Source organism: Paraniabella aurantiaca (genome assembly GCF_050309965.1).
Classification (GTDB): domain Bacteria; phylum Bacteroidota; class Bacteroidia; order Chitinophagales; family Chitinophagaceae; genus Niabella.
Map to the genome: position 1 here is coordinate 667,664 of NZ_JBLOSY010000003.1, position 23,025 is coordinate 690,688.

The following is a 23,025-nucleotide window of genomic DNA, read 5'->3' on the forward strand; positions in this document are numbered from 1 at the left end:
ATCAAAAGCGCAGCATTTCTCTAAAAGTTGCTAATTCAATCGATGTAAACCAACAAGCGGGTACCTGTTGGTTATACGTTATACGCACATATTCGTTTCACCCCATACCCGAAACAAAAACGGCCCCGGAAAACCGGAGCCATTTTGCAAACTTTAAATATATAAAAAACTAAACCTCACCCAATTCTTATCGTCCCCTGCCCCGGCTCTCTCCACCACCACGGCTTCCGCGACCTTCTCCGCCACCCATTGAACGTGAAGGAGCTGAGCTACGGCTTTCAAAACTTCTGCTTGGCGCCTGGCGCTCCATTCTTGGAGCCGACTCCTGCCTTTGTACCTGCATTTCCCTGCTCCTGCTTTCATACTGCCTTTGTGGCTGCTGCACCGATCTCTGTTGAGATTCCATTCTCGACTGCTCTTGCTGTACCCTGGCTTCCCGTTGCTGCCTCATTGCCTCTGACCTTTGCTGCTGCATTCCCTCATTTCTTTGTCTCATTTCAGCCGAACGCTGCTGTTGTACAGCTTCGTTACGCTGTCTCATTTCAGCTGAACGGTCTGTAGACGATCTGTTCTCCTGAGAACGTTGCATCTGTTGCTGACGCTCCCTCATTTCGTTATTACGTTGCATCGTTTGCTCATTACGCTGGTTGTTCCTGTCTGCATCATTTCCAAACCTGCGTGATGACTCCTGCCTGTTGGCGACTCCCCGGTCTTCATTGCTTCTATCGGTTCTTATCGCATCTTCCCGGCGAGGTGACGAGTTCACCCTGTAATCCCTTGAATCATTATCTCTCGAATTGCTGCGCACATCGATATTTCTTCCACTTCTGTCGGTACCCCTGCTGGCTACACTATTCCTGTCATAACGCTGAACATCACGTGGAGCATAAGTAGAGCGATTGTCATTTCTGCTTACTGCAGGACGGTAAACCGATACCGCATTTCTTGAAACAGTAGCTCTTCCGGGTCTGTCGGAGTTGCGAACGGTTACTGCATTAATACGCCCTGTATATCTTTCCACATCTCCCCTGCGCGGTCCATTGGTGTAATAACTATTCCTTCCTCCCCTGTAATTGCCACCACGCGATCCGTAATTGTAATTATTGATAATAGTGGTACGATTGAAGATCGTTACATTATTACGGTAAGGATAGTAATAACGGCCTATATGAATGGAAGTCATATAACGACAGGGGGCAAAGGTCCAGTAGTCGTATGGAGGATTGTAACCACCAAAGCCAATGCTAATATTAATTCCCGGGCGTATGGGTGCCCAACCATAATAGTCGCCACCACCCCGCCAGCTTACCCAGGCCGGAGACCATTCATAACCCGGTACCCAAAGCCATCCATAATAAGGATCCTGGAACCAGCGGCCATAGTGAAACGGCGCCCAACCCCAATCGTAACCAGAGTTCCACATCCAGTCGTTATCGGCTGTATAAGCCCAGGAACCATTAGTAGCGTACGGTCTGAAATCAGTTCCCACACGCGGCCTCCAGGTATACCCATACTCAGGGTAATCGATCCATTCTCCGTAAGGACTCAACTCATCGTAGAATGTTTGAAAATTGATACTCACCCCTACCCCCGGCTGCGCATCAACAGGCCTGGATAATAGCATTGCAAAGGCAAGCATCAATCCAATACCTAAAGAGTTGATAAATCGTTTCATTTTATTGTAATTTACTTTTTAATAATTATAGAAGTATGTCCTTCTGTTTATATGACGTGGAATTGTAAATTAAGTTGTCACCGGGCTGCCAAAATTCATAAGCGTTTAAGGTTTTATGATTTATTTTACAATTTTTAATAAGTAGCAGCCAGGGCATCTACACAGGTTTTGTATCAATAAGATGAACCTAATTTATACCTGGCTGTTAATTAAATACTTAACATATCTGCCGCATGGCTATCGATTATTATCAGATTCTGCAAATTCCACCATCAGCCGATATGGCCGAGATAAAATCGGCCTACCGCAGGCTGGCGCACCAGTACCACCCCGATAAAAACCCTGACAATCAATCGGCATTAGCTTATTTTGAACTGATCAAGGAGGCATATGAAACACTTTCCAGCCCTAGTAAGAAAGAACAATACCTGCAGGAAAGATGGTTGTATAAAGCCAATGGCCAATTATTTGAACAACCGGTACGAACACCTGAGGATTTACTAAAACTGGTTTTATCGGCCAGTGATAAAATACAACGGATGGATATTTACCGCATGAACAAAGACGGTATCAAAGATGAGCTGGACGTTTTACTCAAGGAAGAACGAATTAAACTGCTGAATGATTTCGATGAAATAAGCATTAACGACGCTATAGTAAAAGAGCTGTTTCAGTTAACATCAGCCATACCAACAACGGCACAAAGCGGGTACCTCCAGAAATTACAAAGCATTCAAAGTAATCATATTGAAATGCTTCGGCAAAAAGAGGAAGAACTCGCTGGAAAAGTTTTTTGGGAAACCTGGAAGCCCGCATTTATTATTTTATTGGTAGTAATGCTATGTATTTTAATCTGGGGCACTTCTTTAAGACGCTAGACGGCAGGTTTTTTGATAGGCTTTAATACAACAACATAAAAATTAAACTCTTATGATTCCTATCGGAGATGACAATTCGGGTCGCACTATCACACCTTATATTAACTACCTTTTAATAGCCATTAATATACTCGTATTTATTTTTGCCCAGGGCATGGGTACCAACGAAGCTTTCCTGGGCAGCTATGCTGCGGTACCGGAAGAGATTTTATCCAACCGGGATATAGTAGGAGGTGGATTGGGAGTAACTCCCATACCCGTTTACGGAACCATTATCACATCCATGTTTATGCATGGCGGCTTTGGGCATATTATTGGTAATATGATGTACCTGCTGATATTTGGCGATAACCTGGAGAATGTAATGGGCCACAAAAAATACCTCATTTTTTACCTGCTTTGCGGTATCCTTGCTGCATTAGCGCATGTAGGTATGTCGGCCTACACAAATGCCAGCCTTTATGTTCCATTTGTAGGAGCTTCCGGTGCTATTGCCGGAGTGTTGGGAGGCTATATCCTGTTATTTCCCAAAAACAAGATCCGTATATTTTTTATTCCCTTTATTATAAGAGTGAATGCTTTTATCGCCCTTGGATTATGGATTGCGCTACAAGTATTTGAAGGTTGGGGCGCCATGGGTCGCGAAGGCGGCGGCGTTGCTTATGCAGCACATGTGGGCGGCTTTATAGCAGGTCTCATCCTGGTTAGCTTTTTCGTTAACAAACAACCGGCAAGGAGATAAGTATTGCCCTACCTCCCGCCGGTCAGCTTAACTCCACCAAAAAATATTTACTGATCAGGAAGTTTGCTCCAGCAGCTTCCTGAATTCCGTAATGGTTTTAAAAAGATTGTCATGTATGATGGGATCAGACACCCAGCGGGGAACACTGGCACTTTTATCTGTTACGATCTGGTAGGTAATTTTCAGACTTTCATTATTTACTTTCTGCACCACCCATTTACCCCTGGTACCTGTAATGCGCGTTACATTTTTTACAACCGGGAACTTCTCGGTATCAACACCTTCAAAATAAATATTACATACCGGGCTATTTAAATCGCTCTTATTAAAAGAATATTTAAGGCTGCAGTCCTGGTCATCCATAGGCCAGGGAATTTTATAACGCACATAAGTAAGCCAAACCGCATCATTACTGGTATAGGCTATTTTATAGTTTCTTGCATTGGTATTCCAACGCGGCCCTTTAGCCGGATTCTTCAATAATGCTACCACGTCCTGAGCCGACACTGCTTTTACAATAAAATCTGCCTTCAGCTCCCTTACCGTATGGCCATTATGCTTTACCCAGCGTTCGTAAAGTGATATATTTCTTTCGGCTTTTATTAACTCAAAATCGCTGGCGCTGCAAACATTAATGAACATCAATGCCAGTATTAATGGAGCAAAATATGGGAGTACCGTTTTCATACTTTTATTTTTAGATTTAAAAATGAGTTGTCAACACGCTTTATCAGAACCTATAATAGCAATACAAGCGACCATCCTTTTACCCCTATGCAGCTGAATATAAAAAATCAGGTACTTTGATTTTCCTTATGGAAAAACACTGTTTTTTTCTCTTTTATTTAAATAGCGTTTATGAAACCCTTAACAGTATATAACTGTTTGCTATAGCAATGTTTCTTTGTGAACAGCTTTCAAATTTCTCCTTATCTTTCAAAAAATTTACACATATGGTGAGATTATTATCCTTATCACTTTTGCTAACCTTAACTACCACGGTTTTCGCGCAAAGCGCTTATTGGCAGCAACATGTCGATTATAAAATTGATGTAGCGCTGGATGACAAAAGCAATTCGCTTAAAGGCAATATAAATGTTGTTTATAAAAACAATTCTCCTGAATCGCTTGATTTTATCTGGTTTCACATCTGGCCTAATGCCTACAAAAATGATAGCACTGCATTATTTCAGCAGCTCAAAAATGACCCCACCTCTGAAGAGGACCTTACTAAGATCACACGCGGAGAAATTGATGGTTTAAATTTTAAGGTAGACGGGAAAGTGGCCAAAACAGAGCCGCATAGCAACCCTAACTATATCGATATTATAAAAGTTGTATTACCCAAAAGCCTGAAGCCGGGACAATCTACTACGATCTCTACCGACTTCCTGGTAAAACTGCCGTCTTATTTTTCACGTTCAGGTTATGCCGATGGACAATATATGGCTACCCAGTGGTACCCTAAACCTGCGGTATTTGATAAAAACGGCTGGCACGAATTCCCCTACCTGAGCATGGGAGAATATTACAGCGAGTATGGCAATTTCAAAGTAAATATTACCCTGCCTGCTGATTATGTAGTAGGTGCTACGGGTATTTTACAAAACAAGGACGAGTTAAATCAATATAAAACTATTGGAGCCAAAAATGCCGCCAACCGTACCGCCACTCCCGAATTATATAAAGGAAAAGCGGGTAATAAAACACTCACCTACCATGCAGAAAATGTACCCGATTTTGCCTGGTTTGCAGAAAAAGGAGTAGTGATACAATATGACACGCTAAAATTACGTTCGGGCAAAATTGTAGACGCGTTTACCTATTATAAAAATAAGCCCAATACGATCTGGAATAACAGCATCGACTATGCAAAAGATGGCACCCGGTATTACAGCGAAAAAATAGGCGAATATGACTACCCTACCGTACAGGTTTTTGAAGGTCCTAAAAACAACTCCAGCGGTGGTATGGAGTACCCGATGATTACAATTATCACCGTACCCGATGCCAGCAAAGAGTATCTCGATGGAGTAATAGCCCATGAAATTGGCCATAACTGGTTCATGAGCATGCTGGGTAGCAATGAGCGCATGCATACCTGGCAGGATGAGGGACTAAACACTTATTACCAGTTTAGGTATGAGGCGGAGAAATACAGGTATAATTCCATCTTCCGCGACCAGATGCCGCCACAAATGAAAAAGTTACCCCTCGATGATTTCCAGAAAACGGCTTACCGGGCGCTGTCATCTATCCCAATGGAAGCAGCAATAGACCAACCGGCAGCTGATTTTAAAACATCGGAAGAATATGGGCTGATCTCTTATATAAAAACGTCTATCTGGTTATATGAACTGGAGCAGATGTTTGGTCGTGATAAAATTGATGCGGCCTTCCAGGAGTATTTTAAAACATGGAAGCATAAACATCCGCAACCCGAAGACATGAAAGCGGCATTTGAAAAATCACTGGGCGTTAACCTGGATGATTTCTTTGCCGAGTTGAAAAAGAAAGGAAGCTTATAAAAAATTCCTCACCATGATCATCTCACTAAAAAATAAAAAAGCCCTGGTGGGTGGCGCCAGCCAGGGCTTGGGTTATGCTATAGCCTGGCAATTAGCCGCCAGTGGCGCCTCGGTTACGGTGATGGCCCGCAACGAGGAAAAACTGCGTACTATTGTATCAACACTTCCCGTAACTGAGGGGCAGCGGCACAACTACCTTGTTGTTGATTTTGCTGATTTAGACTCTTACAAGAAGATAATGGATACTTACTTTAGTGTTAACACCGTTGATATTCTTGTCAATAATACCAACGGGCCGAAAGCCGGTACTGTACTGGAAAAAACGGGGGCAGACTATCAATCGGCATTTAACTTGCTGTTTCAAACCGTGCAGCATACTACAGCGCTGGCAGTAAAGCATATGAAAGAGCAGGGCTTTGGACGGATCGTTAACCTAACATCAAGAACCATTAAAGAGCCGGTAGATAGCCTGGCTTTATCCAATACCATAAGAGCGGCCGTGGTAGCATGGGGCAAAACCTTATCCCGCGACCTGGGTAAGTATCATATAACAGTCAATAATATACTCACCGGGAACTTCGATACAGAACGGCTGACGGAGCTTTTTGAAGCGCAGGCCAAAGCCGGGAATGCTACTATAGAAGAAATAAAAGCAAAAGCCATAGCAGACATTCCCCTGCAGCGACTGGGAACTGCAGCAGAACTGGCCAATGTGGTAACCTTCCTGGCTTCTGAGCAGGCCGCTTATGTAACAGGCACCAGCATACCGGTTGATGGGGGGCTTTTAAAATCTATATAATCACTTCACCCGGCATTTGTTATTAACCTACTGAAGCCATCCCTGTAGGTGATAGTTGGAGAAACAGCTTATGGTAAATCAGACAATCTGCTGAAAATAGCGCAGTAACTGTACATCTTGCTTACTTTTGCGCCATGCATTATGTTTCTGCGGAAGGTTTAGAAAAAAGTTATGGCATTCAGCCCCTGTTCTCCGATATTTCTTTTCATATAGAAGAAGGTGATAAAATAGCCCTGGTGGCGCGCAATGGTACCGGTAAATCCACGTTGTTAAAAATTCTTGCGGGGAAAGAAACCCCAGATAAAGGCAAACTCTGGATCAGCAAAGATGTGGACGTGGTATTGTTTGAGCAGGAGCCGGACCTGGACCCTGAAAGAACGATCTCTGACAATGTGTTTTTTCATAATAACCCGGTGATCACCGCTATCAAAGACTACGAATCGGCCAGCGAAGCCGAAGATGTGGACAAAATAGCCGACGCGCTGGGAAGAATGGACGAGCTGAACGCCTGGGATTTTGACGCTAAAGTGAAACAAATCTTCGGCAAATTGAAAATACACCACCTGGATGCCGTGGTAAAGAACCTGAGCGGCGGACAGAAAAAACGGGTGGCACTCGCGAAAACCCTTATTGATATTGGCTTTGAGCACAAACATGTATTGCTGATCATGGATGAGCCTACCAACCACCTGGATGTGGAGATGGTAGAATGGCTGGAGCATTTCTTAAATAAAGAAAACGTAACCCTATTGCTAGTTACGCACGACCGCTATTTTTTAGATGCAGTATCCGAAGAAATATGGGAAATGGAAGGCAGCAACCTTTACATTCATAAAGGTGATTACGAAAACTACCTGGAGAAAAAAGCAGCACGTATTGAAAATGATTTGGCGAGTATTGATAAAGCTAAAAACCTCTACCGGCGTGAGTTAGAGTGGATGCGCAAACAGCCGAAAGCACGTACCACCAAGTCGAAAAGCCGGGAAGATAATTTCTACGAAGTAGAAAAAAGAGCCAAACAGCAGGTCACCAATGAGCAGGTACAATTACAAATGAAAATGAACCGCCTGGGTGGTAAAGTAGTGGAGATGAAAAAAGTGTACAAGGCTTACGGGGAGAAAAAAATACTGGAAGGATTTGATTACACTTTTAGCAAAGGCGAGCGGGTTGGAATTATTGGTAAGAATGGCGCCGGCAAATCTACCTTCCTGAATATATTACAGGGACTGCAACAGCCTGACAGTGGTAAAATTAATATAGGAGACACGGTTATATTCGGCAATTACTCACAACAGGGATTACAAGTTAAAAACGACATGCGCGTTATTGAATTTGTAAAAGATATTGCAGAGCATTTTCCATTAGCCAAAGGCGGAACAATAAGTGCAGCACAGTTCCTGGAGCTTTTTCTCTTTAATCCCGACAAACAGTACACTTATATCAGCAAGCTTAGCGGAGGCGAAAAACGCCGCCTGCACCTGTTGTCCATTTTATTCCGGAATCCTAACTTCTTGATCCTCGATGAGCCTACCAACGACCTTGATCTGCCTACACTGGGAGTGCTGGAAAACTTTTTAATGGAATACCCCGGCTGCCTGCTGATCGTGAGCCACGATCGTTATTTTATGGATCGCCTGGTAGATCATTTGCTGGTATTTGAAGGTGAAGGAAAGATCAGTGATTTCCCGGGCAACTATACGCAGTATCGTTTACAGGAAGATAAAAAAAAGATGGCAGTTGACAGTCCCCAGACAACGGTTAAGGCAACAACTGTATCACAGCCAACAGCCCCTGTTGAAAAGAAAAAGGTTTCCTTTAAGGAAAAGCGGGAATTTGAGTTGTTGCAAAAAGAAATGGAAGACCTGAATACGGAAAAAGAAAAGATCACAGCGCAACTCAATGACGGCACCCTGCCCTTCGAAGAACTGCAGAAGCTATCTAATCGTATTGGTGAATTATCTGATCTTTTAGATGAAAAAGAAATGCGCTGGCTTGAATTGAGCGAATTGATCGAAAGTTAGAACACAATACCGCCAATCCATTTAATATTAATTTAATATTACTATTTCTAATCATTTTCTAATTCTCTGCCAGTTTTTAGTTAAATACTGCCTTAAAATTTAATTTAATCCAGTATTCCTTTAGGTATGCTGAACAATTCGTGTTATTTTCGCGCCGCATTTTACAAAAAACGATGCGTGTTATAATTCTTTATAGTACTGCAGCGTTTCTGGTCTGCCAAACGGCAGCCGTCCGATAACTTAAAACACGAAATACGGATGAAAGAAACAATTGAAACGGATGTGGCCCTTATTGGTGGTGGAATTATGAGTGCTACTTTGGGGATGCTAATCAACCAGTTGGCTCCAGATAAATCGATCCATGTTTTTGAAAGATTAAAAGATGTTGCAGAAGAAGCCTCTGACGCCTGGAACAATGCAGGCACCGGGCATGCAGCTTTATGCGAGCTTAATTATACACCTGAGGATGCCAAAGGAGTGGTACATACAGACAAAGCCCGCTCTATTATGGAGCAGTTCGAAGTATCCAAACAATTCTGGGCTTATTTAATTGAGCAGGAAAGACTGGCCAATCCTAAGGATTTTATCCGCTCCACTCCCCATATGAGTTTTGTACGCGGCGATAAAGACGTAAAATACCTGAAGAAGCGGTTCAATGCTTTGCAGAAAAGTGTGTTGTTTAAAGAGATGCAATACTCTGAGGACAGGAAAGTAATCGAAAAATGGGCTCCGTTGATAACAGGAGGCAGGGAGGATTCGGAAAAAATAGCGGCTACTTATTCTACTTTAGGAACAGATGTGAACTTTGGTGCTATCACCGGCGCGTTGGTTAAGTCTTTACAGAAGACCGGCAAAGCGGAACTGCATTTACATCACGAAGTAAAAAAACTGAGGCAGCAAAAGGACAGTCGCTGGCTGATCAAGGTGAAAGACCTGAGTTCCGGTAAAAAATATAATGTACTGGCCAAATTCGTATTCATCGGTGCCGGTGGCGGATCGTTAGAGCTATTGCAGAAGTCGGACATACCGGAAGGTAAAAAATACGGTGGCTTCCCGGTGGGTGGACAATGGCTGGTATGTAAAAATCCCGAAATTAGCGCTAAACACAGTGCCAAAGTATACGGCCAGGCCGAAGTGGGCGCCCCTCCGATGAGTGTTCCCCATCTGGACGCACGTATTATCAACGGAGAGAAAGCCATCCTTTTTGGCCCGTTTGCCACCTTCTCCACTAAGTTCCTGAAAGAAGGTTCTTACTGGGATCTTTTCGGCACCGTTAAATACTGGAATATTTTTCCGCTGATCAAAGTGGGTATTAAGAATATCGATCTGGAAAAATACCTGATCAGACAATTGAGCCTTTCTTTTGAAGACAGGATGAGCGTATTAAAACAGTTTTATCCGGAAGCGCAAAATGCCGACTGGAAGTTGCAGGAAGCAGGTCAAAGGGTTCAGGTAATTCAAAACGATCCGGAAAACGGTCCTACCCTGCAGTTTGGTACGGAGATCGTAACATCGGCTGATGGTACTATATCCGCTTTGTTAGGTGCTTCTCCGGGCGCTTCTACAGCGGTTTCCATCATGCTGCGATTACTGTATCAGTGCTTTCCTGAAAGAGCCGGTGACAATGTTGATCGTTTAAAAGTCATGATCCCATCTTATGGTCAGCAACTGGAAGACAACCCTGAATTGCTGGCACAGGTAAGAGCGCGCACCAGCCGTATATTAGAATTGAATGCATAGCAAGACATTCCGGTTTTGCAGCAACTTTACCGGTAATGCCTGAAAATACCTTTATCAAGCAGCGTCCAAAGCGCTGCTTTTTGATGTGCAGCTTTTAACGCATTATTGCTCCAGGTATTACAGGTATAGAATAAATTATAAGATCCTTTGGCTTCATAAAAAGCATCCATATCGCCATACCCATCATTCACACTGGGAATATGGACGGAGCCTCCCTTATCATCAAGGTCGAAAGTTTTAATAATAAATTGTTTAAGATCCTGGTAGTCTTCTTTGCTAATGTTGATGGCTACGGTTGAAGAATCGGGTACAATATTTTTATAAAAAGTCGCGTGAAAGGCGGAGCTGCTTAAACCCGTCATAGCTTTAAATGCCGTGGAGAATTTCAGATCGGCCCAGGTTGGTGTTTGCAGGTAGAACCCCTTATCGCCCCAGCCTATGCCAACATAAGAATAAGAGCTGTCTTTAAGATCTGTATCAGCATAGCTTATGTATCGCGTCCAATCCATCCACTCCGTTTTTACCGGTACAACAATATCTGTATGTACCCCGTTTGACATAATGTAAATCGTTAAATCATTAGGTGACTGATAATCTTTATTTTTATTAACCGGTATAAAGGGTATCAGCAGTCCTGCCAATACATAGATACCCAAAAACAGAACAATGTACAATAACACTTTAGCGGTACGTTTTAGTATTTTTTTCATTGATATAAGCGTTGCGGGGTAAATATAGGTTTAAAAGCAGGATCAGCAACATTGTTGTTAGCCGCAGAGACCAGGAGAAAAAGAGATTACGCGGAGTCCCATTAACTGTTTACAGCCGATCCATTTATTCTATACTTCAATAGCAGCTTCAAAATTATTTACTGACTTTATGTAGATCTCTGCGTATACTCTGCGGGCTTATTTCTCCGCGGTTAATATGCTTACCGGCAGAAACTAATTGAACTGGAAACAATCAGGCACACCATTGGGGCGTACGATACATTAATCGTCATACGATTTTTGTCATACTTTTTTTCATGACAAAATATTTATGACAACCCATACCCCCCTCCCTGGAAAAGTTTAAACTATTAGCTTATTGGTCCGGCAAGAGGTTACCCACGGCCGGATGTAGTTAGCTGTTATAAACTATTTTAAAACCGGCAAACTCTTCAATAAAGCCACTATTTCTTTTTGCGTGCTCAAAGACTTGTCCGCATTATAGTAAGTTTGAATAGCATTCTTCACCACTTCGAAATCGGCTTTTTTCGCAGCCAGGTCCAGGTACATTTCCTGGCCTTCTTTGGGCCGCGGCCCCCAATGAAAAAGGTCTTTACCTTCTTCATCTCTTACTATTAAAATAGGAATAGATTTGGAGCCATTGGTCAGATACCGATCAATTTCAGATCCACTATCGCGTAATTGCAACTCAAAACTGATCTTATCGTTTAACGAACTCATCAGGTACAATATGGGTACGATATGGGCTGCATCACCGCACCAGGGTTCAGTAATCACCACCCAGTTTTGTGGCTGGCTGATGGCTTTTACTACCGCTGCAGTTTCCGCTGTAACAGGATTTGTTTTTACCCACCGCTTCATGCGGGTTTCATTCATTTTGGTGTAATGATGATAATCAGGATTATCATAAGGAGGTGGTGGCGGATCGGTAGTTAACAGTTGATGGGTATACTCAACATACTCATTCCAGTTCATTGTTTTTATCATCCAACAATAACAAGGAAGAAGATCAAAAGTTGACTACAGATTAATACGCTCCGACCATTGCAAACCTTCCGGCAATTCTGTTGCAGAGAATTCGATATGCACTACCCTTCTTTTTTTATTATTAGTAGTTCGGCCGGAGCTATGTAATAAAAGAGGTTTCATGATCATTACTCCTCCCCCGGGTACTACACAATTCACTTCCGTTTCACTGCTCCAGTCAATGGTTTCAGGCCGGTACAGCCCTTTCCGATGCGATCCGGGTACTACTTTTAACGCACCGTTTTCCTCATTGGTATCGTCTAAATGAATACGGATCGTAAAATTATTTTCCAGTATAGAAATCGGAGGTTGTACAGCAAACTGATTTTGCTTCACTGTCCAGGGACCAAATCCCGGCAACTCACGTTTCTGATCAACAGATATGGTTAAATCCTGGTGATAAGCTACATACCAGTTAGAACCCGAAGGCTTGTCGAAATAAATACTTTTGACAATGAAATAGTTTTCACCAAACAAACTACTGATCAAATTTTTCAACCGGTCGTTTATTAAAACCGGCAATACATCCGGCAACTCTTTTAAAAACTGCCGGATCGCAAAAAGATCGTTTGATTGACGGAAAGTTTCTTTGGAAGTATCTGCCTTTTCAATGATTTGCAATACTGCATCAACTTCCTCCCTGGTATAAACAAATTCAATAATTGAAAAGCCATGTGCTACAAGCTTCATTTTGTGAACCAGAGGATCATTCATAACTATCAAATTTGTACTTCTCTACCGCCTGACTAAACTTTCCAAGACTTGGCACTAACCAGAGTCCATCCTACTCACCATTTACTACTTACTACTTCCTAATTACATTCCACCTTCACTTTCCAGTTTTCTTTATCTTTTAAAAACCCGATCAGCTCACTGTTCATCTCAAAGCCTTTACCGTTGGTTAAGAGTTCTACTTCTATATTTTCAGCCTCGTCTACTATTTTTAAATTCAAAGCTGAGGGGCCTTTATTCGATTTCAGGTTCTGTTGTACAAAGTCTATCATGTTTTCAGTAATATCTGCAGCAGGCAATTGTAAAGTCAGTTTCTTAGTCATATTTTTCTTAACGCTTTCAGCCAGGCAAATTGATGATATTTTAAAATCGAAATCCCCATTAAATCGCTGTTTGAAAAAACCAGTGAGGTAAACCGTTGCGCCGAGTTGCAGAATCGCCGAATGCTTTAGATAATCTTCAGAAAACAATACTACTTCAAGCTTACCGCTATAGTCTTCAAGAACAAAACTTCCAAATTTATTGCCGCTCTTGGCCACACGATGCTGTGCATCACTTACCAGGGCCATCAGTTTAAAAGTAGCACTGGAGTTTACTTTTTCTTTGTCTTCCTTAAATTCATTCACATAACCAATCTTCGAGATACCGTAGTTCTCCATTTCAAAACGATAGTCATCCAAAGGATGCCCGCTCACAAAAATCCCTGTTACTTCTTTTTCATTATCTAACTGCACTACCAATGGCCAGGGTTCGCACTCAGCTATTTTAGGCACCTGTATCTCCATTGACTCTGCGAGGTCACCAAACAAGGTATTCGAACTGGTTTGCGACTGGGTTTGACATACCTGGCCATACTTAATGATCTTCTCCAGTCCATTCATATTATCATTAGGAGGTGTAAAGAAGTACTGCGCTCTGTGGATGTCAGTAAAACAATCAAAAGCGCCGGCATAAGCCAGGCTCTCCATCGTCTTCTTATTTACGGTACGCTGATTCACACGCTTTACCAGATCAAAAATGCTAGGGTAGGCACCGTTTTCGCGTTCAGCAATAATACTCTCCACGGCCGCTTCACCCACACCTTTTAGCCCGCCCAAACCAAAACGGATCTCTCCTTTTTTATTTACGGCAAAACCTTTTAGCGATTCGTTAATATCAGGACCTAACACTTCCAATGTCATACGTTTACACTCTTCCATAAAGAAAGTGATCTTTTCCAAAGAACCGGCGTTGTTTAATACCGCAGCCATATATTCACTTGGATAATGTGCTTTTAAATACGCTGTCTGGTAAGCCACAAAGGCGTAGCAGGTTGAGTGCGATTTATTAAAGGCATATTGCGCAAATGCTTCCCAGTCCGTCCATATTTTCTCCAGCTTATCGGCGGGATGTCCTTTCTGTACCGCTCCATCGATAAACTGTTTTTTCATTTTATCCAGTACTGCCTTTTGCTTTTTACCCATTGCTTTACGCAGTATATCCGCATCTCCCTTACTAAAACCACCAAGACTCTGACTCAATAGCATCACCTGCTCCTGGTATACCGTAATACCATAGGTCTCCGCCAGGTACTCTTCCATTTCCGGCAGGTCATAAGTAATTTCTTCAGCTCCGTGTTTACGCTTGATAAAGTTGGGGATGTATTGCAGAGGACCCGGACGATACAAGGCGTTCATGGCGATTAAGTCGGCAAATTTATCGGGCTTCAGATCCCGTAAGTGCTTCTGCATGCCCGGACTTTCAAATTGGAACGTTGCATTGGTTTCCCCTTTCTGATAGAGTTGGTAAGTTTTTTCATCATCCAGCGGTATACTGTCGATATCTATTACAATTCCATAATTTAATTTAATCAGCTGCAAGGCATTTTTTATGATAGTAAGGGTTTTTAACCCCAGGAAGTCCATCTTGATTACGCCGGCCTCTTCAATGACACTACCTTCTATCTGGGTTACCCACAAATCGGAATCTTTAGCTGTACTTACAGGCAACAGCTCGGTAAGATCTTTTGGCGCAATGATAATACCCGCCGCGTGGATACCTGTATTTCGCACAGAGCCCTCCAGGATTTCTGCCTCATGCAATACTTTGGCCTGTAAATCGCTGCCGTTATATATTTCACGTATCCTTCTTACACTATCCAGGTCTTCTGAAGCCAGGCCCTCTTTTTCTGACAGAGACTTTTCTCCGTCTTTGGCAGACATGGGCGCATGTAGTACCCGCTTTAACGATATACCCGGCTTCTCCGGAATCAGTTTCGCCAAAGCGTTTGAATCAGACAAGGGCAGATCCATTACACGAGCCACATCTTTAATACTCATTTTGGCAGCCATGGTACCATAGGTAATGATCTGAGCCACCTGGCTTTTACCATATTTCTGTACTACATAATCGATTACTTTCTGGCGCCCTTCATCATCAAAATCCGTATCAATATCCGGCATCGATTTACGGTCGGGGTTCAGAAAACGCTCAAAAAGCAGGTTATATTTTATGGGATCAATATTGGTGATACCGATACAATAAGCAACCACCGAACCTGCGGCTGAACCACGACCAGGACCGATAAATACGCCACTGTCCCGGCCGGCTTTGATAAAGTCACTTACAATAAGGAAGTAACCCGCAAAGCCCATGGTTTTAATGGTAAACAACTCAAAATCGATCCGCTCTTTCACATCTCCTTCAAATGCCAGTCCATAGCGCTCTCTGGCGCCCTCATAAGTAAGGTGCTTTAAAAACTCCCACTGATTCAGGGAGTCGGCGCTCATAATATCGCCCTTTTCTGTTTTTTGATCCTGTGTATGCGTTTTATATTCTTGCGGAATAGGAAAATTGGGTAATAAAATGCTACGCTTCAGGTCGAGCAGCTCAATTTTATCAACTATGGCGTTGGTGTTGTCAATTGCCTCAGGAATATCATGAAACAACTGGGTCATTTCCTCCGTTGTCTTAAAATAAAACTGGTCGTTGGCAAAAGCAAAGCGGGAACCTTTACTGTTCGCATCTTCATCGCCAAAATCCCCCTTAAATTTAGGCGTAGCCTGCTTTTCGCCGGTATTAATACAAAGCAAGATATCATGGGCATTCGCATCTTCCTGGTCTACATAATGTGAGTCGTTACTGGCAATAATAGGAACCTTGTATTTTGCCGCAAACCGTATCAGCACTTCGTTTACTTTTTCCTGGTCCGGAATATCATGCCTTTGAAGTTCCACATAAAAATCTTCTCCAAACAGGTCCAGCCACCATTTAAACTCCTGCTCTGCCTCTGCTTCCCCTTTTCTCAGTATAGCCTGTGGTACGGATGCCCCCAGGCAACAGGTAGTGGCAATCAATCCTTCGTGGTATTGCAGGATCAGCCCCTTATCAATACGGGGATATTTACCATACAACCCTTCTATAAATCCCAGCGAAGTGAGTTTGGTCAGATTGCGATACCCCTGCTCATTCTTGGCCAATAAAATCTGGTGATACCTTTTATCTTTTTTATCCTTGGTAAAAGTTTTTTCAAGACGATTTTCTACTACGTAAAATTCGCAACCAACGACCGGTTTCACTTTAGGTTTTCCGTTCTCATCCAGGTTCTTATACGCTTCTGCCACAAACTGGAAAACACCGAACATGTTACCATGATCACTGATCGCCAATGCAGGCATTCCGTCCTTAATGGCTTTTTTATATAAGTTGCCGATAGGTGCAGCACCATCCAATAATGAATACTGTGTGTGAACGTGTAAATGTGAGAATTTCATCCGCTTATTTTTGATTGCCGCAACAGCAGCTATTCCTTTTAAAATATCATGGTCCCCGGGGAATTACCTGCGCTTTTTACCTCCCGGATTCGCCTTGCAATGTGCAATATTTTTCCCTTGCCACCCAAATTCTTTATGCACAATATTTCTGGCGATCTACATCCATAACATCGCTTATACCTACAAAGTTGATGCTTCATCCAGGCGGAATTTTAGGTACCCGGAGCCGGTTTTACATAACATATCTTAGGTTTTGGCCACCTGATTTAACAGAAAAAAGTGCCGCTGGCGTAGAAAAAAATACACCAAAAAAGGAATTCAACCTTCAAAATGGGGTATCCGGCGATAAATAAAAGTAGAAAAAAATCAAAAAAAATAGATATTTTATTAAAAATCAGCATTTTAATAAAATTTGTAAAAAAATGGCATATTGAACAATAATATTGTTCTTTTGACGTTTTTAATAGGATTCAGAAAATTGACAATTAATTCCGGTTGTAAAACAGGATGAAAACAATAAAAGGATTTAAGTTTATGCTAAGAGTTTGTGTGTTAGGGCTGATTAGCTTGTTTTTTGTAAACAATTCATTTGCCCAGCTAGACCCAACTAAACCAACTGCTGTAAGATCTGCCCAGTCTATTGAAGACGAGATCAACGGGATCAGGCCTAAATCGAACAGTACAAAAGAAAGTTTATTAGAAGCTGCCCAGAAGTTTTTTATGCCTTCTGGTATCCAATCCAAATATGGTGCCATTCTGAAAATGTTACCGGGAATGCTTCCCAGTGTGAAATTGCTGGAAGCTATTGATGAGTGGTACGGAACCAGATACCGGTTTGGCGGCACCACCAAAAGTGGTATTGATTGCAGTGCTTTTGTGAGAGAAGTGTACAAAAATGCATTTGATATTGACCTTCCCAGAACAGCCCGTGATCAATTTAAAGCTGCGGGACAGTTTATTTCTATGGCTTATTTGCAAGCAGGTGATTTACTTTTCTTTAATACAAGAGGTGGCGTATCACATGTAGGGGTATACCTGGGCAATAACAAATTTGCACATGCCTCATCCAGCAATGGCGTTACAGTGAGCGGATTAGACGAAAAATATTATGCAGCCCGTTATTTGGGTGCTAAAAGAATGTAAATTCCATTCTACCGAACAACAACTCAACTTTAATACTAAGAGTTCCGCTTGCGGAACTTTTTTTTATCCCATTATCAACAGCTATCCTGGGATGATAGATAATTCTTGGTGATATTCAGAAAACTAATGAGGTTTTTATTTTTTTCTGTTATCTTCTCTACTTCACTAAGCGCTGTCAATGAAAGCTTTAGCAATTCATTCTTCTTGTCCAATTCGGTTTTTAACAGCCTGATGATCTCAACAAGGTCTACCTGTTTGGAACCGTTTTTGCCGCTATGCTCAAAACCAAAAAACTCATTGGGTGTAATATCAAATACCCGGCAGATATCCGGAATGGTTGCCGCATCTATTTTCGATTGCCCGGATTCCAGCAAACTGTATGCATTCTGACTTTTATGCAATAACTCCGCCATTTGCGTTTGAGTAATTCCCTTACTCTTTCTTAGTTGCTTTAGAGTATGATGTATCATAGGTAACACATATTCAAACAAAATTATATAAAAAACTGATAAACATATAAGAAATTTGGGTTGCTCAACTTATTTCCTCTTTTTACTTTTACCGCGGCTGTCGTTGCTAATCAACAGACTCCGAAAAACATACCATCATGCGCAACTTAGCCAGTGGTTTTGGACAAACCTTTGCTTGTCCGAACACTGCAAGTTACGCAAAAGAAAATTGTTTATAAAACTGTATTTTTTAAAAACCTATCGAGAAAGACCAGAGGCTATTAATCGTAGTAAAGCAGCTATACAAATGGCTGCTTTACTTTTTGATGACTATGAGTTGATCCTTATTCTGAGCCAGTGAATATTGATAAATTATTGAACTTTTCAAATTTACATACTGGTTAAACGCTCCAATGCGGTATACTATTATGGCATTGCGGAACTTTCTTATATCCTTTTCTTGGCTGTGTATCCTTTATTATTTAGATAACTTAATTATGATAGCTGTGTCATGCAAATGCATTATTGGAATCATTGACTTCAACATCTCTTTAAAAAGAGCCATTCAAATGTTACTATGTGATATGGGCAAAGTGGCGGGCACTGTTCTACATTCAACAATAACAGAAAACCTATGGTATAGGTAATATCTGTATTCTATCTTATTTTTACTCATATTTAGCTTATTTTATGAAGAGACAAACTTTCGTCTTACTGCTTATTGCAATCTATGGTTCGGCACTCGGCCAGGAAAAATGGTCATTAAAACGCTGCGTGGATTATGCCATTGTAAATAATATTTCTGTAAAACAGGCCGACGTACAGGCCCGTTTTGATAAGTTAACGCATCACCAGAGTATACTGGCGTTATACCCGAGAATTAACAGCCAGCACAGCGGAGGCTTTCAGTTTGGCCGGTCCATCGACCCTACCTCGAACCAGTTTACCACCAACGAAATATTATTTGCCAATCATGGCCTTGACGTTGGATTAGACCTTTTCAACTGGTTTGCGAAAAAGAATACGGTAAAAGCCAATAATTACCTGGCACAGGCAAGCGTTGCCCGCCTGGAAAAAGCCAAAAATGACGTATCGCTGAATGTGGCCAATGCTTACCTGGCTGCGTTATTGAATAAAGAGCAAATCAATATCAGCCAGGTGCAGGTTGCTCAAAGCCGGGAACAATTCAATAATATAAAGAAACAGGTAGATGCCGGTGCCTTACCCGAATTAAACCAGGCGGAAGCCCAAACCCAATATGCTACCGACAGCTCTAATATGATCACAGCACGAACGAATTATATTTTGTCGCTGCTGCAACTAAAGGCATTGATCAACCTGGAGGCGGATGTTCCTTTTGAGATAGAGGTTCCACCTGTTGAATCGATTCCCTTAGAAACCTTGGCAGAACTGGATCCCGCACTGGTATATCAATCGGCTTTGGAAAACCTGCCCCAGCAGAAGATCAATAACCTGAATTTGCTTGCCAGCGAAAGAAATGTTGCAGTGGCTAAAGCGGGCATGTACCCTACCCTTTCTTTTTTTGGTGGTTTAAGCTCCCGTTATTCCAATGCGCAAAGGATTATTCCAAGAGATTATACAATAACTGCAGCGCCTTCAGGACTTGTAAATATAAGCGGGCAGGATTATGTCGTTTATTCAGAGGCCAGAGTTCCGCAGGGATTTGACAAAAACACTTACTTCAGGCAACTCAGTAACAACTTCAGCCAAAATGCAGGATTGGCTTTGAATATTCCTATTTTTAACGGAGGATCTGCACGCATCAACTGGCAAAAAGCAAAACTGGATGTAGAAAACCAGCAATTATTAAAAGAACAGGATAGCCGCACTTTAAAACAGGACATTTACCAGGCGCATACCAATGCTGTGGCAGCTATTCAAAAGTATAATGCGACACAGGTGGCAGTAGAGTCGGCACAAAAGGCATACGATTTTGCCCGGAAAAGATTTGATGTGGGTTTACTGCAGCCTATCGACCTTATTTTAAACCAGAATAATTTATTCAGGGCGAAAATAAACCTGGTATCAGCGCAATATGATTATGTTTTTAAAATGAAATTGTTAGAATTTTACAAGGGCTTAGGATTAAAACTTTAACCGGGCAGTAATCCCAATCACTTCCCGAGTTATCGGGATTCCAAATTATACATATCAATGAGTAAACGTTGGCAAAAAATACTGATCATTTCCGGGGCGGCTTTGGCACTCGTGTTTTTGATCGCAGTAAATATGAATAAAGGTAAAGGAGCATTAACGGTAACAGCCGAGAAAGCCGCTTCCCGTTCTATTACCGAAACAGTAACTGCCAGCGGGCAGATCTACCCCGAATACGAGGTTAAGATAAGCCCCGATATTAGCGGCGAGGTCACCGAACTTACCGTTGCCGAAGGTGACAGTGTAACCAAAGGCCAGGTGCTTGCCAGGGTTTATGCAGATGTATATGCTTTACAAAGAGACGAAGCTGCTGCAAGGGTAGGCCAATCGCAGGCTACAGTAGCGAATAGCCGGGCCGCATTGGGTGCATTAAAGGCAACTATGGACCAGGCACAACAACAATACGACCGTAATAAAACCCTATACAGCGACCGCGTTATATCCAAAGCGGAGTTTGAACAATTCGAAACCAGCCTTTCTTCCGCCAAAGCAAATTACGACGCCGCACTACAAAACATACGCAGCCTCCAGGCTGGTGTACAGTCTTCTCAAACCGGTCTTACCTCGGCCAATATCACTTTGAGCCGCGCCACGATTGTTGCTCCTATGACAGGGGTTGTATCTTCTCTTAAAATAGAAAAAGGAGAACGAGTAGTAGGTACGGCACAAATGGCCGGAACCGAAATGATGACCATCGCCGATATGAACACGATTGAAGTAAGAGTAGACGTAGGTGAGAATGATATTGTAAAAGTGAATATTGGTGACAATGCTGATGTTGAAGTAGATGCTTATAATGATCGCAAGTTCAGAGGCATCGTTACCAAAATAGCCAGTAGTGTGAAGTCTGCCCTGGCTGCCACGGCGAGTACCGAGGTAACTAATTACGAAGTGCGGATCCGCCTTGATAAATCTTCTTACCAGGACCTTATTGACCCGTCAGGAAAAAGCCGTTTTCCTTTCAGGCCCGGTATGAATGCCCGCGCTGACATCAAAACCAAACAGAAAAGTAATGTCATTGCCGTACCTATAGCTTCAGTAAACGCGCGTATTAAAGACAGCGATAAGAGCCTTGCCGAAGCTAAAAAGGAAAATGAGAAAGCAAATACTACAGATGCCTTAGAAACCGAAGACAACGACATGCAGGAAGTAGTGTTTATGGTGATGAAAGATGGTGTTGTGAAAAAAAGAGTAGTTAAAACCGGCATACAGGACATTAACTATATAGAGGTCACCAGCGGGATAAAGCCCGGTGATATGATTGTTACCGGCCCTTACAACATGGTAAGCCAAACCCTAAAGGACGGCGATAAAGTAAAAATTGTTACTAAAGACGAACTCTTTAAAAAGAAATAGCATGACACCTTCTATCAGCCGGTTGAGAACAGGCATACTTGCTTTTATTTTGCTGGCAGGCATCAGCCAATCGCAGGCACAGGACAGCAGCAAAGCGGTGGCAGTAATAAATCACCAGGCGCTATTTGTTATGGACCTTAAGAAAGCCGCTGATTTTTACAAAAACATTATCGGGCTACCCCAAATAGAAGAGCCCTTTAAATTGGGCAAGCATGTATGGCTGAAAACAGGCCCCCATACCTCCCTGCACCTGATACTAGGATCAGAAGGGAAAAAGGAGTATTATAAAAACCATCATATCTGTTTCAGCGTTCCATCGTTGGAAGCGTTCATCGAAAAACTTAAAAAGAATAATCTCTCGTGGGAGGATGCCGGAGGTAAAAAAGGAGCCGTAACAACAAGGCCAGATGGCATCAGGCAGCTATGGCTCCAGGACCCCGATGGCTATTGGCTGGAGATCAATAATGATCAGCAAGGATTTACACCCTAATACATCGGCTTCAGGTAATATTCAAATATAAAATTGTCACCCAATTCTTCAGCAGCTTCTTCAAATAAACTGATCACTTTCTCAAAGGTCTCCAATTGCGTCATAGAAAGGTTAACAAACTGAATAGATACAGGTAGCGCTATATCGCCGGTAATGCTATCCCATAAGGCATCCAGGTTTTTTCCAAAATGCTCCGGTAATCCTAATTCACGCACTGCAACCACATAAAAATCATCGATAGTTCCAATTCTTTCAAAATCAAATTTCACCTGTTTCATTTTTGTTGAAATGTTTTATAATGATCATGTGTAACATATATCAATCCGTCGCTTGAATAAAGCAAACGGTCTGCATTACGCCGGCCGCATTTATAGTTCAAGTCCGCTTCGAACCATTTTCTCTTTTCCGCCGCAGGCAAGCTTCCTTCCCTGTTAGAAAATACATCCCCCCCAATTGCCTTACCGGGTAACACATCGCAGAGATTACCCGTAGCAGCATCCCAGCCTTTTTCCCTGGCTTCGCTTTTCTTAATATAATATGCCGGTAACTGCTGATGTTTTTTTACATAAGACACCACCAGGTCTTCCCGGGTTAGCTGATCGATACTTTGAACAGTACTGTCGTTTACAGCAGTACCGCCACCGGCTTGTGGCTTACCCTTAAAAAACAGGAATGCCCCCGCCAGTAGCAGCGCCAGGAGAATATAGCTCAATTTTTTACCGGTCATCATACTGCAAACTTATGCAATTAGTTGACGATTCAGCTGATTATTCGATGGGAGATCTATA

At 42.3% G+C, this 23,025-nt stretch carries 19 protein-coding genes; 10 read left to right on the top strand and 9 right to left on the bottom strand.

What is annotated here, in order from left to right; translation table 11 throughout:
- Positions 1 to 187: 187 nt before the first annotated feature.
- The gene (locus tag ACLOAU_RS26170; protein WP_427864868.1) at positions 188 to 1,675 is read right to left on the bottom strand and encodes a DUF6600 domain-containing protein; all 1,488 of its coding nucleotides are present in this window, start codon (positions 1,673 to 1,675) and stop codon (positions 188 to 190) included.
- 233 nt (positions 1,676 to 1,908) lie between these two features.
- Here ACLOAU_RS26170 and ACLOAU_RS26175 point away from each other — a divergent pair, with 233 nt between their 5' ends.
- On the top strand, positions 1,909 to 2,553 hold the full coding sequence (locus ACLOAU_RS26175; RefSeq protein ID WP_427864869.1) for a J domain-containing protein: 645 nt from the start codon (positions 1,909 to 1,911) through the stop codon (positions 2,551 to 2,553).
- Between the two features lie 52 nt (positions 2,554 to 2,605).
- Positions 2,606 to 3,295: a rhomboid family intramembrane serine protease gene (locus tag ACLOAU_RS26180; RefSeq protein ID WP_427864870.1), complete on the top strand. Its 690-nt coding sequence runs from the start codon at positions 2,606 to 2,608 to the stop codon at positions 3,293 to 3,295.
- A gap of 54 nt (positions 3,296 to 3,349) precedes the next feature.
- On the opposite strand, the gene ACLOAU_RS26185 is transcribed toward ACLOAU_RS26180, so the two are convergent.
- Positions 3,350 to 3,982, bottom strand: a complete 633-nt coding sequence (locus tag ACLOAU_RS26185) for an START domain-containing protein (RefSeq protein WP_427864871.1) — start codon at positions 3,980 to 3,982, stop codon at positions 3,350 to 3,352.
- 266 nt (positions 3,983 to 4,248) lie between these two features.
- Here ACLOAU_RS26185 and ACLOAU_RS26190 point away from each other — a divergent pair, with 266 nt between their 5' ends.
- From ACLOAU_RS26190 to mqo, 4 genes are all read left to right on the top strand, one after another.
- Positions 4,249 to 5,823, top strand: coding sequence for a M1 family metallopeptidase (locus ACLOAU_RS26190; RefSeq protein WP_427864872.1), 1,575 nt, complete (start codon positions 4,249 to 4,251; stop codon positions 5,821 to 5,823).
- A 13-nt stretch (positions 5,824 to 5,836) separates the two neighbouring features.
- Complete coding sequence (locus ACLOAU_RS26195) at positions 5,837 to 6,622, top strand: SDR family oxidoreductase (protein ID WP_427864873.1); 786 nt, start codon at positions 5,837 to 5,839, stop codon at positions 6,620 to 6,622.
- Positions 6,623 to 6,756: 134 nt separating this feature from the next.
- Entirely contained in the window at positions 6,757 to 8,643 is a 1,887-nt protein-coding gene (locus ACLOAU_RS26200) for an ABC-F family ATP-binding cassette domain-containing protein (RefSeq protein ID WP_427864874.1), read from the top strand.
- 258 nt (positions 8,644 to 8,901) lie between these two features.
- Entirely contained in the window at positions 8,902 to 10,383 is a 1,482-nt protein-coding gene (gene mqo, locus ACLOAU_RS26205) for a malate dehydrogenase (quinone) (protein ID WP_427864875.1), read from the top strand.
- Between the two features lie 26 nt (positions 10,384 to 10,409).
- Here the strand turns inward: mqo and ACLOAU_RS26210 are convergent, their stop codons facing one another.
- The 4 genes from ACLOAU_RS26210 to dnaE form a co-directional block, all read right to left on the bottom strand.
- On the bottom strand, positions 10,410 to 11,093 hold the full coding sequence (locus tag ACLOAU_RS26210; protein WP_427864876.1) for a TIGR02117 family protein: 684 nt from the start codon (positions 11,091 to 11,093) through the stop codon (positions 10,410 to 10,412).
- A 429-nt stretch (positions 11,094 to 11,522) separates the two neighbouring features.
- On the bottom strand, positions 11,523 to 12,089 hold the full coding sequence (locus tag ACLOAU_RS26215) for a thioredoxin family protein (RefSeq protein WP_427864877.1): 567 nt from the start codon (positions 12,087 to 12,089) through the stop codon (positions 11,523 to 11,525).
- A 45-nt stretch (positions 12,090 to 12,134) separates the two neighbouring features.
- A complete protein-coding gene (locus ACLOAU_RS26220) occupies positions 12,135 to 12,854 on the bottom strand; it encodes a phytanoyl-CoA dioxygenase family protein (protein ID WP_427864878.1) in 720 nt (239 codons plus the stop codon).
- A 98-nt stretch (positions 12,855 to 12,952) separates the two neighbouring features.
- On the bottom strand, positions 12,953 to 16,624 hold the full coding sequence (gene dnaE / locus ACLOAU_RS26225) for a DNA polymerase III subunit alpha (RefSeq protein WP_427864879.1): 3,672 nt from the start codon (positions 16,622 to 16,624) through the stop codon (positions 12,953 to 12,955).
- A 507-nt stretch (positions 16,625 to 17,131) separates the two neighbouring features.
- Here dnaE and ACLOAU_RS26230 point away from each other — a divergent pair.
- Positions 17,132 to 17,767 (top strand): C40 family peptidase, encoded by a 636-nt coding sequence (locus ACLOAU_RS26230; protein WP_427864880.1) that lies wholly within the window; start codon positions 17,132 to 17,134, stop codon positions 17,765 to 17,767.
- Positions 17,768 to 17,841: 74 nt separating this feature from the next.
- Here ACLOAU_RS26230 and ACLOAU_RS26235 read toward each other — a convergent pair whose 3' ends face one another.
- Positions 17,842 to 18,237, bottom strand: a complete 396-nt coding sequence (locus ACLOAU_RS26235) for a helix-turn-helix domain-containing protein (RefSeq protein WP_427864881.1) — start codon at positions 18,235 to 18,237, stop codon at positions 17,842 to 17,844.
- A gap of 669 nt (positions 18,238 to 18,906) precedes the next feature.
- Here ACLOAU_RS26235 and ACLOAU_RS26240 point away from each other — a divergent pair.
- The 3 genes from ACLOAU_RS26240 to ACLOAU_RS26250 are packed head-to-tail and all read left to right on the top strand — an operon-like array spanning position 18,907 to position 22,237.
- Positions 18,907 to 20,334, top strand: coding sequence for a TolC family protein (locus ACLOAU_RS26240; protein ID WP_427864882.1), 1,428 nt, complete (start codon positions 18,907 to 18,909; stop codon positions 20,332 to 20,334).
- 57 nt (positions 20,335 to 20,391) lie between these two features.
- Positions 20,392 to 21,747, top strand: coding sequence for an efflux RND transporter periplasmic adaptor subunit (locus tag ACLOAU_RS26245; protein WP_427864883.1), 1,356 nt, complete (start codon positions 20,392 to 20,394; stop codon positions 21,745 to 21,747).
- Position 21,748: 1 nt separating this feature from the next.
- Positions 21,749 to 22,237: a VOC family protein gene (locus ACLOAU_RS26250; protein WP_427864884.1), complete on the top strand. Its 489-nt coding sequence runs from the start codon at positions 21,749 to 21,751 to the stop codon at positions 22,235 to 22,237.
- Here ACLOAU_RS26250 and ACLOAU_RS26255 read toward each other — a convergent pair.
- Together ACLOAU_RS26255 and ACLOAU_RS26260 are read right to left on the bottom strand one after the other, a co-directional pair.
- Complete coding sequence (locus tag ACLOAU_RS26255; protein WP_427864885.1) at positions 22,234 to 22,515, bottom strand: barstar family protein; 282 nt, start codon at positions 22,513 to 22,515, stop codon at positions 22,234 to 22,236. The two genes, ACLOAU_RS26250 and ACLOAU_RS26255, sit on opposite strands and share 4 nt — an antisense overlap.
- Positions 22,512 to 22,967, bottom strand: a complete 456-nt coding sequence (locus ACLOAU_RS26260) for a ribonuclease domain-containing protein (protein ID WP_427864886.1) — start codon at positions 22,965 to 22,967, stop codon at positions 22,512 to 22,514. Before ACLOAU_RS26260 ends, ACLOAU_RS26255 begins: the two co-directional genes overlap by 4 nt.
- Positions 22,968 to 23,025: the final 58 nt, after the last annotated feature.

Coding starts and splice junctions, on each gene's coding strand:
- ACLOAU_RS26170 (WP_427864868.1), bottom strand. CDS start 1,675: ATGAAACGATTTATCAACTCTTTAGGTATTGGATTGATGCTTGCCTTT.
- ACLOAU_RS26175 (WP_427864869.1), top strand. CDS start 1,909: ATGGCTATCGATTATTATCAGATTCTGCAAATTCCACCATCAGCCGAT.
- ACLOAU_RS26180 (WP_427864870.1), top strand. CDS start 2,606: ATGATTCCTATCGGAGATGACAATTCGGGTCGCACTATCACACCTTAT.
- ACLOAU_RS26185 (WP_427864871.1), bottom strand. CDS start 3,982: ATGAAAACGGTACTCCCATATTTTGCTCCATTAATACTGGCATTGATG.
- ACLOAU_RS26190 (WP_427864872.1), top strand. CDS start 4,249: ATGGTGAGATTATTATCCTTATCACTTTTGCTAACCTTAACTACCACG.
- ACLOAU_RS26195 (WP_427864873.1), top strand. CDS start 5,837: ATGATCATCTCACTAAAAAATAAAAAAGCCCTGGTGGGTGGCGCCAGC.
- ACLOAU_RS26200 (WP_427864874.1), top strand. CDS start 6,757: ATGCATTATGTTTCTGCGGAAGGTTTAGAAAAAAGTTATGGCATTCAG.
- mqo (WP_427864875.1), top strand. CDS start 8,902: ATGAAAGAAACAATTGAAACGGATGTGGCCCTTATTGGTGGTGGAATT.
- ACLOAU_RS26210 (WP_427864876.1), bottom strand. CDS start 11,093: ATGAAAAAAATACTAAAACGTACCGCTAAAGTGTTATTGTACATTGTT.
- ACLOAU_RS26215 (WP_427864877.1), bottom strand. CDS start 12,089: ATGAACTGGAATGAGTATGTTGAGTATACCCATCAACTGTTAACTACC.
- ACLOAU_RS26220 (WP_427864878.1), bottom strand. CDS start 12,854: ATGAATGATCCTCTGGTTCACAAAATGAAGCTTGTAGCACATGGCTTT.
- dnaE (WP_427864879.1), bottom strand. CDS start 16,624: ATGAAATTCTCACATTTACACGTTCACACACAGTATTCATTATTGGAT.
- ACLOAU_RS26230 (WP_427864880.1), top strand. CDS start 17,132: ATGAAAACAATAAAAGGATTTAAGTTTATGCTAAGAGTTTGTGTGTTA.
- ACLOAU_RS26235 (WP_427864881.1), bottom strand. CDS start 18,237: ATGATACATCATACTCTAAAGCAACTAAGAAAGAGTAAGGGAATTACT.
- ACLOAU_RS26240 (WP_427864882.1), top strand. CDS start 18,907: ATGAAGAGACAAACTTTCGTCTTACTGCTTATTGCAATCTATGGTTCG.
- ACLOAU_RS26245 (WP_427864883.1), top strand. CDS start 20,392: ATGAGTAAACGTTGGCAAAAAATACTGATCATTTCCGGGGCGGCTTTG.
- ACLOAU_RS26250 (WP_427864884.1), top strand. CDS start 21,749: ATGACACCTTCTATCAGCCGGTTGAGAACAGGCATACTTGCTTTTATT.
- ACLOAU_RS26255 (WP_427864885.1), bottom strand. CDS start 22,515: ATGAAACAGGTGAAATTTGATTTTGAAAGAATTGGAACTATCGATGAT.
- ACLOAU_RS26260 (WP_427864886.1), bottom strand. CDS start 22,967: ATGATGACCGGTAAAAAATTGAGCTATATTCTCCTGGCGCTGCTACTG.